14 protein-coding genes are annotated in these 17,545 nt (G+C 59.5%); 8 read left to right on the top strand and 6 right to left on the bottom strand.

What is annotated here, in order from left to right; translation table 11 throughout:
• Positions 1–487 precede the first annotated feature (487 nt).
• The 4 genes from PZ897_RS12075 to PZ897_RS12060 are packed head-to-tail and all read left to right on the top strand — an operon-like array spanning position 488 to position 4,226.
• Positions 488–1,000, top strand: coding sequence for a TRAP transporter small permease subunit (locus PZ897_RS12075; RefSeq protein ID WP_275752549.1), 513 nt, complete (start codon positions 488–490; stop codon positions 998–1,000).
• Positions 997–2,322 carry a TRAP transporter large permease gene (locus tag PZ897_RS12070; RefSeq protein ID WP_275752548.1) on the top strand — a complete coding sequence of 442 codons (1,326 nt, stop codon included), beginning with the start codon at positions 997–999 and terminating at the stop codon, positions 2,320–2,322. The genes PZ897_RS12075 and PZ897_RS12070 overlap by 4 nt, the downstream gene beginning before the upstream one ends.
• A gap of 23 nt (positions 2,323–2,345) precedes the next feature.
• Positions 2,346–3,344: a TRAP transporter substrate-binding protein gene (locus tag PZ897_RS12065; protein ID WP_275752547.1), complete on the top strand. Its 999-nt coding sequence runs from the start codon at positions 2,346–2,348 to the stop codon at positions 3,342–3,344.
• A 30-nt stretch (positions 3,345–3,374) separates the two neighbouring features.
• Complete coding sequence (locus tag PZ897_RS12060; protein WP_275752546.1) at positions 3,375–4,226, top strand: amidohydrolase family protein; 852 nt, start codon at positions 3,375–3,377, stop codon at positions 4,224–4,226.
• Positions 4,227–4,299: 73 nt separating this feature from the next.
• On the opposite strand, the gene PZ897_RS12055 is transcribed toward PZ897_RS12060, so the two are convergent.
• Together PZ897_RS12055 and PZ897_RS12050 are read right to left on the bottom strand one after the other, a co-directional pair.
• A complete protein-coding gene (locus PZ897_RS12055) occupies positions 4,300–5,559 on the bottom strand; it encodes a glycerate kinase (protein ID WP_275752545.1) in 1,260 nt (419 codons plus the stop codon).
• A 47-nt stretch (positions 5,560–5,606) separates the two neighbouring features.
• A complete protein-coding gene (locus PZ897_RS12050) occupies positions 5,607–6,680 on the bottom strand; it encodes a tartrate dehydrogenase (RefSeq protein WP_275752544.1) in 1,074 nt (357 codons plus the stop codon).
• Positions 6,681–6,827: 147 nt separating this feature from the next.
• Here PZ897_RS12050 and PZ897_RS12045 point away from each other — a divergent pair, with 147 nt between their 5' ends.
• The 3 genes from PZ897_RS12045 to PZ897_RS12035 all read left to right on the top strand — a co-directional run bounded on the left by PZ897_RS12045 (position 6,828) and on the right by PZ897_RS12035 (position 11,140).
• The gene (locus PZ897_RS12045) at positions 6,828–7,742 is read left to right on the top strand and encodes a LysR family transcriptional regulator (RefSeq protein WP_275752543.1); all 915 of its coding nucleotides are present in this window, start codon (positions 6,828–6,830) and stop codon (positions 7,740–7,742) included.
• A gap of 109 nt (positions 7,743–7,851) precedes the next feature.
• Positions 7,852–8,826, top strand: coding sequence for a TAXI family TRAP transporter solute-binding subunit (locus tag PZ897_RS12040; RefSeq protein WP_275752542.1), 975 nt, complete (start codon positions 7,852–7,854; stop codon positions 8,824–8,826).
• 136 nt (positions 8,827–8,962) lie between these two features.
• Positions 8,963–11,140 (top strand): TRAP transporter permease, encoded by a 2,178-nt coding sequence (locus PZ897_RS12035; RefSeq protein ID WP_275752541.1) that lies wholly within the window; start codon positions 8,963–8,965, stop codon positions 11,138–11,140.
• 263 nt (positions 11,141–11,403) lie between these two features.
• On the opposite strand, the gene PZ897_RS12030 is transcribed toward PZ897_RS12035, so the two are convergent.
• From PZ897_RS12030 to PZ897_RS12015, 4 genes are read right to left on the bottom strand one after another with little or no spacing between them, the layout of a single operon-like run.
• The gene (locus PZ897_RS12030) at positions 11,404–12,855 is read right to left on the bottom strand and encodes an FGGY-family carbohydrate kinase (protein ID WP_275752540.1); all 1,452 of its coding nucleotides are present in this window, start codon (positions 12,853–12,855) and stop codon (positions 11,404–11,406) included.
• A gap of 3 nt (positions 12,856–12,858) precedes the next feature.
• Complete coding sequence (locus PZ897_RS12025; protein WP_275752539.1) at positions 12,859–13,821, bottom strand: transketolase C-terminal domain-containing protein; 963 nt, start codon at positions 13,819–13,821, stop codon at positions 12,859–12,861.
• Positions 13,821–14,654 (bottom strand): transketolase, encoded by an 834-nt coding sequence (locus PZ897_RS12020; RefSeq protein ID WP_275752538.1) that lies wholly within the window; start codon positions 14,652–14,654, stop codon positions 13,821–13,823. The genes PZ897_RS12025 and PZ897_RS12020 overlap by 1 nt, the downstream gene beginning before the upstream one ends.
• Before the next feature lie 9 nt (positions 14,655–14,663).
• Positions 14,664–16,130 (bottom strand): fucose isomerase, encoded by a 1,467-nt coding sequence (locus PZ897_RS12015; RefSeq protein WP_275752536.1) that lies wholly within the window; start codon positions 16,128–16,130, stop codon positions 14,664–14,666.
• Between the two features lie 351 nt (positions 16,131–16,481).
• Between PZ897_RS12015 and PZ897_RS12010 the strand changes: the two genes are divergently transcribed.
• Positions 16,482–17,423 carry a D-ribose ABC transporter substrate-binding protein gene (locus tag PZ897_RS12010; protein WP_275752535.1) on the top strand — a complete coding sequence of 314 codons (942 nt, stop codon included), beginning with the start codon at positions 16,482–16,484 and terminating at the stop codon, positions 17,421–17,423.
• Positions 17,424–17,545: the final 122 nt, after the last annotated feature.

Here is a 17,545-nt window from a genome sequence, read left to right as displayed (position 1 = left end):
CTGCGGACCATAAGCTGAAGGTCGCAGGTTCAAATCCTGCCCCCGCAACCAGATCCAAGACTTCCTGCAGCAAATCAACGCCCTGAAGGGCGTTTTTGGCGTTTGCGTGACCCGGCCTCGGCGCGAAATTGTTCGATTTGACCGCGGCATCTTTTCAAGCTGTCGCGTCCGGGCGTCAGTGCGTTGATTGGGCCTTGAAAGCTCCTGGCCCGGCGGTCGGCAAACGGGTCTCGATCCGGTGAAATCTGTCTCGACTGAACGAGGGTCGGGTCTGGAAGAGGTATAAGACGCCTTTGTTTCTTGTGTGGCCAGCACCGCCTGAAATGGCGAGCGCCCATTCCGTGCTTCTGGCAGGTTCTGGACAGTGTCGGCTGGCAGATGCCGGTTGTCTGCAAGGTTATTGCATAAAAAAACTGTATAATCGGCACGGTGTGGCGTTGCGGTATGCGGCGCTCTACGGTTGGTCATCTTCACCTGGGAGCATGGAATGAGTCTGGTAGCGGCGGCAAAATATCTGGATGTGGCGTTGTCTCATGTCGAGGACGGGTTGATCGTCACTTTGTCGCTTGTCGCACTGGCTCTCGGGGTTATGCAGGTGACGCTTCGCTACGTCTTCAACACTGGTTATGAGTGGAATGAAGCCTTATTCGTCCTCGTGACCGTGACCGCCATGCTGATGGCAGGGGTCCGGGCCGTGCGGGAAGACCGGCATATCAGTGTGGATGTCCTTCCCTCCATCGTCCCGGCTTCGGTTGCTGCTGGCATGAAACTGGCTGCCGTTCTGGCGTCGCTTGGCCTGTGCGTGTTCCTGGCCTGGTGCGGGTGGCTCTATGTCGGTTTCGCCAAGATGATGGACACCGCGTCGCCGGAGACCGGCGTACAGGACTGGATTGTCTATTCGATCATGCCCACCATGATGAGCCTTTTTGCCCTGCGCTACATCATCCGGCTGATCATCGGCGTGCAAAGCAAGCCTACCCATGAGCACGGTGCATCGTGACCATTCTTCTGCTTGTCATCGCATTCTTTGCGCTTATTGCCATTGGTGCGCCCGTTGCCGTGGCGCTTGGCGGATCCGTCATGCTCACATCGCTGTTGCTGGATCCGATCCCGCTGCCGATCATTGGCCAGAAGGCGTTCGCCAATCTCGACCATTTTTCGCTGATGGCGGTGCCGTTCTTTTTCTTTGCCAGCGCCTTGATGGACACCGGGGGGCTGGTGCGTCGGCTGATTGCCTTCGCCAATGCCTTTGTCGGCCACTTTACCGGCGGCCTCGGAATCACCACCGTCCTCAGCTGCGTGTTCTTTGCGGCAATTTCCGGATCAAGCCCCGCCACGGTGGCGGGTATCGGCAGGATCATGTATCCGGCCCTGACCAGGGATGGATATCCGAGCCGTTATGCCCTGGGCGCGCTGTCGACCGCCGGCTCCATCGGCATCCTGATTCCACCGTCGATTCCCTTGATCATCTACGGCTTTGTCACAGAAACTTCCGTGACCCGGCTTTTCCTGGCCGGTGTTGTTCCCGGTCTCATCTATGCGCTGGGCATGGTGATCATGGCGGCCTTTCTGGCCAAGCGCTATGATGCGCCCCGTCACAAGGCGATGCCATGGCGCGAACGGGCCCGGGTAACCCGCAGTGCGCTGCCGGCGCTGATGCTGCCGGTGATGATTTTTGTCGGTATCTACGGCTTCCCCGCATTCGATCTCGGTCCCATCGCCATAGAGGGCGGTGCAATCTTCACCTCCACCGAAGCCGCCGTGATGGCGATGCTGCTGGCGATCGTGATCGGCATGTTCGTCTATCGGGAACTCAGCATTCGCGAGCTTTTCCGGACCATTTCCGAAACCGCCCCGTCGGTGGGGATGATCTTCTTCATCACCACCAACGCCCTGCTTTTCGCTTTCTTCATCACCAAGATCGGCGTTCCTGCGGCGGTGACCAAATTCATCATCGATGCGGGGCTGGAACAGTGGCAGTTTCTGCTTCTGGTCAATGTCATGTTCCTGGTCGTCGGTTTCTTTCTCGAAGGTGTGCCAACGATCCTGATGTTCGTGCCGGTGCTGTTTCCCACCGCGGTGGCGATGGGCGTCAACCCGGTTCATTTCGGCATCATCGTCATCGTCAACATCGAGCTCGGGCTGGTGACGCCGCCGGTCGGACTCAATCTGTTCGTTGCTTCGGGCGTTTCCGGAAAGCCGGTCCTCGAAGTGTTCAAAGGCGCATTGCCGTGGATGGCTGTAACGGTGCTGGTTCTGTTCCTGGTGACGTTTGTGCCCGAGCTGTCGCTTTATCTGCCGGACCTGGCGTTCGGAGAATAACAACCAATCCTGAGGAGGAAGAGATGATGAAAAAAACGCTATTATCCATGATTTGCGGTGCAACGATGCTGATCGGCGCACACACCGCGGTGGCGGCGGATAAGATCGTCCTGTCCAACGATACCAGCGCGCTGAACCTGAAAGGGCAGACCTTTGAGGTTCTGGCGAAGGAACTGAAGGCGCGCCTTGGTGACGATGTTGGCGTGGAAGTGCACCATTCAGGCGCGCTTCTTGACCAGAAAACCCAGATCCAGGGGCTTCAGCTTGGCGCGGCAACGTTTGTGGCGCCGACGTCCGGCATCTACTCGCCTCTGGCCAAGGGCCTGAATGCCCTGACGTTGCCATTTCTTCTGACCTCCAGGGACATGGTTGCCACCGCCTGGAACGACCCGGTTGTGCGCGAGGCATTCGTGCCCGAACTGCGCAAGAAGAACATCGAGCCGGTTGCCATCTGGCTGTCGGGTCAGCGCGAGCTGAGCTACCGCGGCAGCAAGCCGATCCTGCTGCCAGAGGACATGAGCGGCGTGAAGATCCGGGTGCAGTCGGTGCCTTCCGACATCGCGGCTTTCAAGGCGGTTGGGGCCAATGTCATCAGCATGGCCTGGGGTGAAGTCGCCTCGGCGTTGCAGCAAGGGGTCATCGATGCTGTCGAGCCGACACCGATGTCTCTTGATTCCGCCGGCATGGTTGAGGTCATCGATCACATGACGCAGATCGGCTACCAGTACGCCTTCTATATTCTGGGTGCCAACAGGACCTGGTGGGACGGTCTGTCAGATACCGACCGCAGCGCGGTCGAGGAGGCGCTTGAGATTGCAAACGCCTACAACTGGGAAAACGCAGAGAAGGAAAACGAGGCTGCCTATGCCAAGATCCGCGACTCCGGCAAAACGATCCACAAGCTGACACCTGAGCAGCTTGCGCAGTGGAAAGAAAAAATGCGGCCGGTTTGGGTCGAGTTTGGCAGCGAGCTGGTCGGTGACAACGTCATGAAGCGGCTTGCCGAAATATCGTCCCAGTAAGTTTGGCCGAAAGCGTCGGGAGACAGTTTCATGTGGTGTGACAGTCACGTCCATGTGGTGGCGCCGGAGTCAGAGTGTTCGCAGACCTCCGGACGGACATTCCTGGCGGAACCGGCGCCGCTTGCGACCCTGATCGAGAAGGGCAGGCCGCATGGCATCGATCATTTCGTGATCACCCAGCCCAGTTTCTACGGGACAGACAACAGCGTGTTGTTGAAGGCGCTGGATGAGCTGAATGGACGTGGCAGCGGGGTGGCAACGGCGGCGCCGGAGATGGACGCCGCAGAACTTCGCAAATGGCGGTCCCGGGGTGTCTCGGGACTGCGCGTCAATCTTTACAGTCCGGCCGCACAGAATGTCGGTGAAGGCACGGATGATCTCGAGGCGGTTGGAAGACTGGCCGCGGATCACGGATTTCACGTGGAGATCATTGCTCCGCTGTCCGTCCTGGCCGCACGGGCTGATGTCATCGCCGCGCTGGGTGTGCCGTGCGTGATCGATCATTACGGTCTCTTTGGAAGAGTCCGCCCGGGAGACGAAAGCGGCAAAGTGCTGCTGCGGTTAATGGCGCAGGATCATCTCTGGATCAAACTCTCCTCGCCCTATCGGCATCCTGACAGACCGCTCAATGTAAACCCCGACAGCGAATGGCTGAGCGGGTTTCTGGATGTCTGTCCGGACCGTTGCGTTTGGGGCAGCGACTGGCCGCATCCACCGCCACATGACAGGCATCTGGGACCGGACACGGTTGCCCCATGGCGTCCGCTGTCTTACGCGGCCCTGGTAGAGAGTTTTGTCGCTGCGCTCGGATGTTCGACGCTGATCAGCAACATCATGTGGGACAATCCGGCGCGTCTTTATGGATTTGCCCCGCCGGCCTAGGCCAAAAGATAAGGTCGACAGGGCAGATCCGGATCTTTGCCGTGGCTCGCTTCAGAGCGCAAGCTGACGGGTCTTATGCGATCAGGATAGCTCTGAAATCATTTACATTTGTCAGGGTAGGGCCGGTTACAACCTGACCGCCGATGCTGGCAAAGAAGCTGTGCGCATCGTTGGCTGCAAGTGCAGCTTCTGGATCGATTTCCAGTTTTCCGGCCTGCGCCACCGTTTCGGGGCCGATCATCGCGCCTGCAATGTCAGCGGCCCCATCCACGCCATCGGTGTCACAGGCAATGGCGTGAATCCCGGCTGTGCCGTTGAGCGCAATGGCCAACGCCAGACAATACTCCGCGTTCGGTCCGCCAATGCCGCCGCCGCGCCGTGTCACGGTGAGCTCGCCGCCTGAAAGCAACAGCACCGGCAGGTCTCCCGGCTTGCGTTGCCTGGCGGTTGCCAGAGCCAGTTCGGCGTGCACCCGCGCGACTTCGCTTGCTTCGCCCTCAAGTGCGTCACCAAGCAGGCGGACATCGCAGCCCGCGGCCTGAGCCAGTTCGCCAGCAGCGGCTAGGGATTGGGCAGGTGCGGCATAGATGAGGTTCCTGGTCGTGCTCAGACGCTCGTCGCCCGGAGCAATCACGCCGCTGCCTTTGCGCAGCGCCGTGATCACCGAATCGGGAACCTCAACATTCCACTTCCTCAGAACGGCAAGCGCGTCGTCGGGTGTCGAGGCATCTCCGACCGTCGGACCGGAGCCGATACAGGCCGGGTCATCTCCGGGAATATCGGAGATCATCAGCGCATGAACCTGCGCAGGAAATGCTGCGGCGGATATTTGTCCGCCCTTGACCCGACTAAGATGCTTGCGAACCACATTCATGGCGCCGATCGGCGCTCCCGAAGCCAGCAAGGCCGAGTTTACCGCCTGTTTTTCGGTCAAGCCGACGCCTTCACTCGGTGCGGTCAGCAGTGCAGAGGCGCCGCCGGAGATGAGAGCCAGCACCAGGTCATCGGGGCCAAGGCCGCCAAGCAGGTCGAGCATTCTCCGGGTCGCGGCAACACCCGCAGCATCCGGGACCGGATGTGCGGCCTCGATAATTTCGATACCCTGACAGGGACGCGCATAACCATACCGGGTGATGACCAGCCCCTGGGGAATTCCCCAGGCGGCTTCGACGGCTTCTGCCATCCGGGCGCTGGCCTTGCCGGCACCGACCACGATCAGACGTCCGGCGGGCCGGTCGGGCAGATGCTCAGCCAGGCTGCGCATCGGATCGGCGACCTCGACTGCGCGGTCAAACAGCGACCGCAGGAAAGCCTCGGGGCATTGTGGTGTCATGCCGGCTCTCCCGCGTGATCGTTTGAAAACAGGCGGGATACGCTCGTTCAGATGTTGGAGCCGCGAATGGCGTCGCACACCGCGTCGGTGACTTGCTGTGTATTAGCGGTGCCGCCCACGTCAGGGGTCATGATGCCGTCCTCGCAGACCTTTTCCACTGCGCGCATCAGCCGTGCAGCCGCGGCATTCTCACCCAGATGTTCGAGCATTTGCGCCGCAGTCCAGAAGGTTGCCACCGGGTTGGCGATGCCCTTGCCGGTAATATCGAAGGCGGAGCCGTGGATCGGTTCGAACATCGACGGATAGCGCCGCTCGGGATCTATGTTGGCGGTCGGAGCGACGCCGAGGCTGCCCGCAAGCGCACCGGCAAGATCGGACAGGATGTCGGCATGAAGGTTCGTGGCAACGATGGTGTCGAGGCTCTTGGGATCTTTCACCATGCGCACGGTCATGGCGTCGACAAGCATCTTGTCCCACTTGACGTCCGGGAATTCCTTGGACACCTCTGCGGCAATCTCGTCCCACATCACCATGCCGAACCGCTGGGCATTGGATTTGGTCACGACCGTGAGGAACTTGCGGGGGCGCGATTGCGCCAGCTTGAAGGCGTAGCGCATGATGCGGGTGACGCCGACGCGGGTGAAAATCGCGACCTCGGTGCCGACTTCTTCCGGCATGCCCTTGTGGGCACGTCCGCCATGGCCGGAATATTCGCCCTCCGAGTTTTCGCGAACGATGACCCAATCCAGGTCACCGGGACCCACGCCGGCGAGCGGGGAACTGATACCAGGCAGAATCCGCGTCGGACGAACGTTGGCATATTGGTCGAAGCCCTGGCAGATCGGCAAGCGCAATCCCCAAAGTGTGACGTGATCCGGTACGTCTGGAGCGCCGACGGAGCCAAAGAATATGGCGTCGAATTTCTTCAGTTGCTCGGTGCCGTCCTCGGGCATCAGCGCGCCGGTTTTCTTGTAGCGGTCTGACCCCCAGTCGAATTCGGTCACGTTGAGGGAAAAGCTGCCGTCGCGCTTGGCCAGGGTTTCGATGGCCTGAAGCCCGGCTGCTATGACTTCCGGTCCAATTCCGTCTGCCGGTATTGCAGCAATATTATACGTCTTCATAGCATTCCCCGTTTTCACTCTTTAGAACAGCGGCAAGCACCGTTTGGGTCGGTTCTCGTCAGCCGCGTCAATCTTGCAAGTTGCGCTTGTTGCAGCAATGCCGCATAGATCATATAAATAAATGAAATAATTGAAGGCAACGAAATCATGGAGTTTGTTCAACTGCGCTGTTTCGTGACCGTCGCCGAAAAGCTGCATTTCGGAAAAGCCGCACAACAGCTCGAAATGCTGCCGGCATCGCTCGGTCGCCAGATCCGCCTGATGGAAGACCGGCTTGGGGTTCGCGTGCTGTCGCGGACCACACGTAATGTGGCGCTGACGGAGGCGGGGAGTATTCTGCTTCCGGAAGCCATCGAGATCATTTCCCGCGTCGAACGGCTCGAAGCGAGACTGCGGGATCACAAGAACGAGAAAGCTGTTGCCCTGCGTATCGGCGCGATCGACAGTGCGGCAGCCGGATTGTTGCCGCAACTGCTGCCGCAGTTCCGTGACCATCACCCGGAAATCATTGTTCGGCTCATTGAGCAGAAAACAATCAGACTGTTGCCGAAGATCCTGTCCGGACATCTCGATATCGCCATCGTGCGGCCGCCGGAAACCCCTGACAGAGGGCTGGAGTTTCGGCCGCTTTTCCACGAGACGGCGGTTGTGGCATGCCCGGAGGGACATGAGTTGGCAGAGTGCGAGGAGGTGGACGTTTACCAGTTGGCCGACCAGCCGTTGATCGTGCCGGACCGCGCGTCCAGACCGCACAGCCATGATTTGAGCATGCAGCTTTTCATCGAAGCAGGGTTGTCGGCACGTGTTGTCCAGATTGCCGAGGAAAAGCAGACAATTGTCAATCTGGTGAGCCGGGGCATGGGCATCGCCATTGTGCCGCGCTGGGCGTCCCGCCTGGGAGTTGACGGTGTCAGGTTCGTGCCTCTCAAAATGTCCCAGACGCCGATACGCAACAAACTGGCGCTTGCAGCCTGCTGGATGCGCGATACCAAGGATCCGGCTCGGGAGGCCTTCATGGAACTGTTGCTGGACAACATTGATCCAATCGCCGCAACGGCTTAGCGATTAGTCAAGATATTTATATAATATTGGCTTCTTGAGTGCCGGCTTCGTCAGGCTGTAGCGTCTTGGTAATGGCACCTTAGGGTGCATTTACGGGAGGAAATGAACCATGAAATTGATCACAAAAACTGTTCTTGCGCTTGCTGTCGCGGGAAGCTTTGCCGCCGCGGCGGTGGCCCAGGACAAAACCGGCTGGCCCGAGACGTTGACTTTCGGCACCGGGAGCCAGGGCGGCACCTACTTCGCCTATGGCAGCGGCTTTGCCGGCCTGATCAGCGAAAGGCTCGGTGTCAATTCCAGCGTCGAAATCACCGGTGGCCCCGGACAGAACGTCACCCTGGTGCAGACCAATGATCTAAACATGGGCTATGTCACCATGGGTCCGGCCTACGATGCATGGGTCGGCAAGAGCGAAGTCATGCCGGGTGTTGAACACACCGCGGTGCGGGCGATGTTCCCGATGTACCAGACCCCGCTGCATGCTGCGGTTCTGGCCAGCTCCGGCATCAAGTCCTTCAAGGACATGGAAGGCAAGCGTGTCGGCGTTGGCCCGGCCAGCGGCACCTCGGCTGCCTACTGGCCGCGCTATTTCAAGACTGCGGGTATGGAGATCAACATCTCCTATGCAGGCGCCAATGATACCGCCAGTCAGCTGAAGGACGGGCTCATCGACGCATTCGTCTACGCCGCGGGTATTCCGAACGGCGCCTACACTCAGCTTGCTGTCGAAAACGACGTCGTCTTCATCAGCATGACCGAGGACGAGCGCAACATGTTCCTGAAAGCCGAGCCGGCCATGTCGGCCTTCACCATTCCGGCAAACACCTACGAGGACCAGCCCGAAGCAGTCGAGACTGTGTCTCTCTGGAACTTCGCGATTGCCCATGAAAGCATGCCCGACAGCCTCGTCTACGAGATCACCAAGCTGGCGATGGAAGAGCATGAGCGCATGCTTCAGGGCCACAAGGCTGCAGCCGAAACCCTGCCGGAGCATTTCGACAAGAACACCTTTATGCCGTTCCACCCTGGCGCTGCAAAATGGTTCGAGGAAAACGGCTACAAGATCGCCGACAACCTGAAATAAGGCCTTGAGCTAAGATTCCGGGTTTCCGGTCTTCCGAGATCAAACGCAGGGCGGGATTGCACAATTCCGCCCTTTTTGTTGATCCGGGACGCAAATAACAATGCCTGTGGGAGCACACGCCATGTCAGACGCAAAAATGAAACCAGCCAAAGAAGACCACGTTCAGGACGAGGTGTCCTTCGAGGAGGCTGTGTCTCATGTGGACGAAGAGCCAATCGTCTTCAACCAGCGCGTCTTTACGGGATCGCTGGTGTGGGTGGTTGCAATCGCCTGCGTGGTTTACTCCAGTTTCCATCTCTATGTGATGAACATCTATCCGCTGGAGACCTGGGCCTACCGGCTGTCGCATATCGGGGGCGGGCTGGCGCTGGGGTTCATGATCTATTCGGCGAGCGCCACCAAGGCTGACGCGGTCAGTCAGCGAAACATGGTTGCCAACGCCATTCTTGCCATCGCAGCGGTCGGGATCCTCACCGGTTTCACAATGCTGTTGGCCATCTGGTACAATGTTGTCGAGACCGGCGTGCCGGTGGGGCAGCCATGGGCATTGCGCTACTACGGTGTTCCCCTATTCGCGGGCAGCTGCCTGGCGGTGGCGCATGGCTGGTTCTTCATCGAACGGCCAAACAACCGGATTTCGCTGGCGGATGTGTTGCTCATCGTCGCGACATTCAGCGCGATCGCCTACCTGATCTTGTTCTCCCGGCAATTGCAGTTGCGCGGCGGCATCCCGATGGCGCTGCCGGCGGACATGTGGGCTGCCGTCACCTGCGTGCTGCTGGTGGTCGAACTGACACGGCGGCTGGCCGGCATGGCGCTGGTCATCATTGCCAGCGTGTTTGTCGGCTATGCCTTTCTCGGGCCATGGCTGCCGGGTATCCTGTACCACCGCGGCTATGACGCAAAACGGTTCTTCACCTACATCATTACTGATAACGGTATCCTGAGCGCTCCGATTGCCATCTCCTCGACCTACATTATCCTGTTCGTGATTTTCGCGGCCTTCTTGCAGGCCACCCGTGTTGGAGAGTATTTCGTCAATTTTGCCTTCGCCGCGGCCGGCCACAAGCGCGGCGGTCCGGCCAAGGTGGCGGTGTTCGCTTCCGGCCTTATGGGGATGATCAACGGAACCTCCGCCGGCAATGTGGTTGCCACCGGCAGCCTGACCATCCCGATGATGAGAAAGGTCGGCTACAAGCCGCAAACAGCGGCAGCAGTCGAGGCGGCTGCCTCGACCGGTGGCCAGATCATGCCGCCGATCATGGGCGCTGGCGCCTTCATCATGGCCGAAATCACCGGCATCCCCTATATCAACATCGTCTATGCCGGGATCATTCCGGCGATCATCTACTTCCTCTCGATCTTCTTCATGGTCGATCTGGCAGCGCAGAAATACGGTATGGTCGGATTGCCGCGGGCCGAGCTGCCCAAATTCGGCAAGTTGCTGAAACAGGTCTATCTGTTCACCCCGATCTTCGTGCTGATCGGCTCTCTGCTGATGGGCTATTCAGTCATCCGCTGCGGTACGCTGGCGATGGCATCGGCGGCGGTGGTGTCCTGGCTGACGCCGCACCGCATGGGCCCGAAACAATTGTTCAAAGCGCTGGAACTGGGCGCGCGTATGTCGCTGCAACTGGTCGCGGTCTGTGCGACGGCGGGTATCATCGTTGGCGTCATCGCAATCACCGGCATCGGATCGCGGTTCTCCGCGGTGCTTTTGGGGCTCGCCGAACACAGCCAGTTCCTGGCGCTGGTTTTTGCGATGCTTGTCTCGATCGTGCTTGGCATGGGTATGCCAACGACCGCCGCCTATGTCGTCGCCGCAAGTGTCATGGCGCCGGGCCTGATCAATCTCGGAATCGAGCCGCTGACGGCACATTTCTTCATCTTCTACTTCGCGGTGATTTCCGCCATCACACCGCCGGTGGCGCTTGCAGCTTACGCCGGGGCAGCGCTGGCCGGGTCCGATCCGCTCAAAACCAGCGTCGAGAGCTTCAAGTTCGGACTGGCGGCGTTCATCGTGCCCTACATGTTCTACCTGTCCGACGAGATGCTGCTGCAGGGCAGCTGGCTCGATTCCATCCACGTCGCAGCCACCGCGGTTGTGGGTGTCTATCTCTTGTCCGCGGCTGTTCAGGGCTGGTTTTTTGGCCGCGCCCACTCGGTGGTCCGGATCATCCTGCTTGCCGGAGGGCTGACCATGATCGATGTGGGCTGGCTGACCGATCTTGTTGGCGTGGCTGTCGGTATCGCTGTCTATGCCTATCAGAAAGGTTACATACGGCCGCGCGACATGGCGCGTGGTGCAGATTGAGCAAGAAAACTCCCTGCACCGGCTGAGGACGCATCGAGCAGACCGTCAACGATGACGCGATGAAAACGGATCGCCTATGCTGCGGCAAGGCGAAACGAGATCTGGTTTGCTTCCTTGCGTTTGAAGCCAGCCTTATCCTGGTTGAGCCCGCCGACACAGCCTACAGCGCCGCCCCTGCGATCGGAGGGGCGGCGCTGAACCATTTAGAATCATCATGCTATAGGTGAGAGCGCTCGATCGAAGCCAGTCGACAGCGTCATGCCTTAGATGCAAGCGCGCCGAATGGCTTCTTTCCACTTGGCTCGAATGGTTTCTGCAGTTGCAGGCGTCATCCGCGGCTCAAACCGATTGCTGCGTGTATCGGGCAGCCATTCTTGCCCGAGCGAGCGGAAAGCCATTGCGGCGGCGCCAAGCGCACTGATTTCCTCAACCACGGCGCTTTCAACGGGACATTGCAGCAGGTCCGATTGCAGTTGCATCAAAAACGCGTTTGACGAAGCTCCGCCATCTGTCCTGAGGCCAACAAGCTGCATGTTTATATCGGATTGCATTGCTTCGAAGACATCGGCAATCTGGAGGGCAATCGCCTCGAATGTCGCCCTGGCGACATGCGCGGGCGTTGTTCCATGGGTCATGCCGGCCACTGTGCCCGTCGCGTGATCATTCCAATGCGGCGCGCCGAGCCCGGACAGGGCCGGCACGAAGCTGACGCCGTCTGCCGTGTCTACGGTTTGCGCCAGGTCGGAAAGCGCGCCCGCATCACCTATGCCCAGCAAGCCTGCAATAAAGGCGGCTGCTTGTGCGGACACCAGAATGTTGCCCTCAAGGGCATAGGTTGTTCCGGATCTGTCTGTCCAGGCGATGGTGCCTGACAATCCGTGGCTTGATGCCACGCGCTGAGGTGTCAGCGTCATCAGCGACGAGCCGGTGCCATAGGTGGCCTTGACGGTGCCAAGACGGCGAACGCCGTGGCCGTAAAGGGCTGCGTGGCTGTCGCCCAGCATCGCCATGATCGGGATGCCTGGTGGAAGGCTGGTTACCCCGGCGGCAGTCTCGCCGAACCGGCTGTCGGAAGGCCGGGGCTCAGGCAGGCAGGATGTTGGCGTCTCGAAAATCTCCGCCAGCTCAGCACTCCACTGCAATAGCTCGGTGTCGAACAATTGGGTTCGCGAAGCGTTTGAGTGGTCGGTGGCAAACACCGTTCCACCCGTCAGATTCCATAGCAGCCAGCTATCGACAGTGCCGGCCCGCAGGCGCCCCTGGTCAAGCAAGCCGAGGGCTTCGGGCCGGCTTTTGAGAATCCAGGCCAGTTTGGATGCTGGAAACAGCGGATTGATGCCGAGCCCGGTCGCAGCTTCCACGGTCTCGTTGTGCCCTGCCGATATCAGCGCTGCACATTCGGGCGCAGTACGCCGGCATTGCCACAAGATCGCGGGCCCGACCGGCTTGCCGGTTTCCGCATCCCACGCCACGAGGGTTTCGCGTTGGTTCGATATGGCAATGGCATCGATGCTGCGGCCATTCATCTGCGCCACAACCGCGTCGATCACTGAACGCGTATCATCCCATATTGCCGTGGCGGACTGTTCCGCCCATCCTGGCTGCGGATAGTGAGTGCTCGACGGCGACGAGGCGCGCGTATGGATATGTCCGGCCTCGTCAACGATCAGGGCCTTGGTGTTTGTGGTTCCCTGATCGATCGCCAGGACAAGCATGGATCAGGCTCCCTTGCGGCGAATGGCGATGCGGGCCGCACTGGCAATGCCCTCCCGGCTCAGACCGAACTCTTCAAACAGACTGGCAATCGATCCGGTCGGCATGAAGCCGGGGAAGCCGACGCGCTGGAGCGGGACAGGATGGGTCGCCGAGGTGCATTCTGCAACGGCTCCGCCGAGCCCGCCTCGATCAAGCGCTTCCTCCACGGTCACAATCGCGCCGGTTTCCTTTGCCGCCGCCGTAACCGCGTCGGTGTCGAGCGGCGAAATCGTGTGCATGTTGAGAACACGGGCGGAAACGCCTTCCGCGGCCAAAGTCTCGGCAGCTTCGATCGCAAGATGGACCGTGGTGCCGTTGGCAATGATGGTCACATCGGTGCCTGATCTATGCACCTCCGCCTTGCCCGGCGTGAAAGTGCGGCCCGGCAGATCGAGGGTCGGGACCTTCATCCGCGATAGACGCAGATAGACAGGCCCCTCATGGACGGCGGCCCATTTGACTGCCTCTGCGGTCTCCCAGGCATCGCAGGGGGCGATCACGGTGATTGGACCGAGCGTCCGCAACCATGCGAAATCCTCGATCGAATGGTGCGTGGCGCCAAGTTCGCCATAGGCGATGCCGGAAGACTGACCGACCAGTTTGACGTTGAAACCCGCATAGGCGACATCCGCCTTGATTTGCTCCATGGCCCGCGCAGTCAAAAAACACGATGCGGCCGACACGAACGGAATGCGTCCCCCGTTGGCAAGCCCTGCCGCGACGCCAACCATGTTCTGCTCGGCAATGCCGACATTGATCGTGCGGTCGGGAAATCTTGTCTGAAAGCCGCCGAGATTGGACGAGCCGACCGAGTCATTGACCACGACAACAATGCGCTCATCGGAAGCGGCAAGCTGTTCAAGTGTCTCGGCCCAGGCCTTGCGGCAATCGAACATCGGGGCGGTGGTTGCAGCAGCGACAGCCATTAAACCAGTTCCTTCATTGCTTGCGCGAATTGTTCGGCGTTGGGCACGCCGTGATGCCATTTCGCCTGATCTTCCATGAATGAGACACCCTTTCCCTTGACCGTATTGGCAATCACGCAGAGTGGCTTTTCGCGGTCTGCCACCGGTGCGCCGAGCGTGTCGAGAAGCTGGGCATAGTCATGGCCGTCAATCTCGACGACATGCCAGCCAAAGGCGCGATACTTGTCATCGAGCGGATCGAGCCCATTGGTGTCTTCGGTGCGTGCGCCTTGCTGCAGGCGGTTGCGGTCGATGATCAGCGTCAGGTTCTTGACCTTGCGGCTGCCGGCGGTCATTGCCGCTTCCCAGTTCGAGCCTTCCTGCTGTTCTCCGTCCCCGGTGAGCACATAGGTGCGGTAATCCGCTCCGGTAATCTGGCCGGAAATGGCAATCCCCAACGCGACCGGAAAGCCGTGACCGAGCGGCCCGGTATTGGTCTCGACGCCCGGCAGATATTGACGGTTCGGGTGACCGTTGAGTTTGGAGTGATGGCCCATATAGGTGTCGAGCCAGTCCTCGGGGAAATATCCTGCTGCGCACAAAGCCGTGTAAAGCGCCCCGGTTGCATGGCCCTTGGACATCACGAAGCGGTCTCGCTCAGCCCACTCCGGCCGTGCCGTATCATAGCGCAGCACGCCGAAATACAGCGTCGCCAGTACGTCGATGGCGGAAAAATCGCCGCCCAGGTGACCAAGCTGCTTGGCATAGACCATCTTCATGGCTTGCTGCCGCATCCACAGCGCCTTGTCACGGATCAGGGCATCAGAATTGTCGGTTTTCAGTGCGTGGGTCATACGCCTGTCTCACTTGCGGTTCGGGAAGAAAAGTTCAGGCTCGGGCGTGCCATTGTGATGATAGGTGGGCCAGCCGAGATAGCGGGTGACGGCTTCATTGACGACGTCAGCATAGTGTCCGCGTACCATCGCAACATGGTGCTCGAAGCCATTCTGGCTGACAAACCGCATCAACTCGCGCAGCCGGTCAACCTTGGTGACGGCAATGCCACCGTCCATGCCGAAGGGATCGTCGGTAAATTCGCCTTCGCCCAGATACGCCTTGAGCATACCGTTGCGGTCATCGGATGAGAGCCGGAAATAGGTCATGTTGCCCGCCTGCACCTTGCCCTTGACGGCACCAAAACACTTCTCGCGGCCAATGACCTCACCGAGCACATCCAACTCGCCGATTTCCGGTGTCGTGCCCAGGAAACTCTTGGGGAAGTTGCCGCAATGGGTGTAGACACACTTGTCGACATGGTCGGCGTAGTTGTTGTTCCAGTCCAGGATGGCAGCAGGTGCGCTGGAGGCCAGCGTCAGCGCATACATCGACACCGCACCCATCACATCGACTTCACAGGCGGAGGGCGCCAGATCCTCGCCCATCATCGACATGGTCAGGCAGGTGGCACAGCCGAAATTGTCCTGAAGCGAGCGCCAGCACTGGATCGCCGACGCATCGCATTCGTTCTCATCGATCCAGCGGTTGACGGCCAGTGTCCATTTTGCCTGCTTGAGGACCTGGGCTTCGCGGATATGGGCCGGAATTCGACCATAATTGCGAATCCGCTCTAGGCCGGAGACCAGGTCAGTGTCGCTGTCCTTGATCGCCTCCGCCGCCCCGATGAGTTCGGACAGATCTGCCGTTATCACGGTGATGCCCGATTGCTGCAGCAGTTTTTCTGAAAACCGCATGGTCTGGAACGGCGCGGTCCGCGCGCCAATCGCGCCGACGCGGGCATTCCTCAAGCCATAAACGGTGCGGCAAACGCGGGAGAACCGATCCAGATCACTGAGGAATTCATCGCCATCGATGTCGCAGGTGTGGTTGGTCGTCTCCGTGAACGCAACGCCATATTGCCAGAAATTGTTGGCCACCGAGAGTTTGCCGCAAAACGCGTCCCGGCGGGAATGCACATCCACCTTGTCCAACTCGTCATTGGAGGCCTGAAGCAGGATCGGCACATTGAGTTTTGTGCGGTTGATCAGCTCCGCGATTGCAATCTCGTCGCCGAAATTGGGCAGGCAGATCACCAGGCCGTCAATGCTGTCACGGTGCTTCTTGAAGTGCTCGGCATAAAGCTTGGCGTCCGGGATCGATTGAACGGCGCCGTTGGCGGTGGCCTCGACCGGCAGGATGACGGCATTGATACCCAGCTTTTCCAGTTGCGCGAGAATTTGCGCGCGCGCGTCGATGCAGGGGGCCGGACTGAAGAAGGCGCGGCTTCCGATCACGACGCCAAGCGAAATTTTGCGGTTTACAGTCCGTGTCATCTGGTTCTCCCGATACCATCATGCCCGCGAAAGTGACCGGAGTTGATGCCGACGCCTTTCGTATACTTGCGAATGGTAGCGAATAGTGCGTTTTGAAGCAAGCGACGATCTTGTCGGCAAATTCTTTCCCTCGGTTCTTTTGTGGATAATTGAAGCCGATTTTTATCTAACAGATTGATATCATGGTCATAAAAGGAGAGGATTTGAATTTGGTCGCCTTCGAATGGTCTCGTTTTTCGGGCAAAAAGCGCATCAATCGAAATAGATATTGACAATAACCAAAAATTAATGCCGAATTCCCGTCTAGAGGTTGCGCCCGGAGGGGGCGTGATTTTCAAGGGAGATTATATCATGCATATCAAGAGACGTTTGCTTATCACCGCCATGGCACTGGGAGTTTTCGGGGCCACAACCGGTATGGCCGCATCGGCTGCCACCATCGCCATCATTACTCCGAGCCATGACAATCCGTTCTTCAAGGCCGAGGCCGACGGTGCGGCGGCCAAGGCCAAGGAACTGGGCTACGACACCATGGTGCTGGTGCACGATGATGACGCCAACAAGCAGTCCGAGCTGTTCGACACGGTCATTGCGGCCGGGGTTTCGGCCATCATCCTCGACAACGCGGGCGCTGATGCTTCCGTGGCAGCTGTCCAGAAAGCCAAGGACGCCGGCATTCCATCCTTCCTGATCGACCGCGAAATCACCGCCACCGGCGTTGCCGTTTCGCAAATCGTGTCAAACAATTATCAGGGTGCGCAGCTTGGCGCAGAAGAGTTCGTCAAGCTGATGGGTGAAGAGGGCGAATATGCCGAACTCGTTGGCAAGGAATCCGACACCAATGCCGGCATCCGCAGCCAGGGCTACCACGACGTCGTCGACCAGTATCCCGATCTGAAGATGGTCGCCCGTCAGACGGCCAACTGGTCCCAGACCGAAGCTTACACCGTGATGGAATCCATGCTTCAGGCCAATCCCGGCATCAAGGGCGTGCTTTCGGGCAACGACACCATGGCCATGGGTGCGCGCGCAGCCCTTGAGGCTGCCGGCAAGAACGATGTCATCGTTGTCGGCTTCGACGGCTCCAACGATGTGCGTGATTCAATCCTGGCCGGTGGCATCAAGGCAACCGTGTTGCAGCCCGCCTATCAGCAGGCGCAGCTGGCTGTCACACAGGCGGACCAGTACATCAAGACCGGTTCGACCGGTCTCGACGAAAAGCAGCTGATGGATTGCGTGCTGATCAACGGCGACAACGCGTCCAAGCTTGAGACATTTGCTCTGTCCAACTAAGGCGCTGCACAATCCAATCGGGGCGCGGGCATCCGCGCTCCGGTTGTGGTTTATGCGACTGCCGGCCGTCGGGGCCGGATATGAAATGGCATCGAGCCGGCCCGCCGTGCCCTGTGCTGCAT

Origin of the sequence: Hoeflea sp. YIM 152468 (assembly GCF_029210485.1) — a bacterium.
GTDB lineage: Bacteria > Pseudomonadota > Alphaproteobacteria > Rhizobiales > Rhizobiaceae > Hoeflea.
The sequence above is the reverse complement of the archived record's forward strand: the minus strand, read 5'-3'. Positions and strand labels throughout refer to the sequence as shown.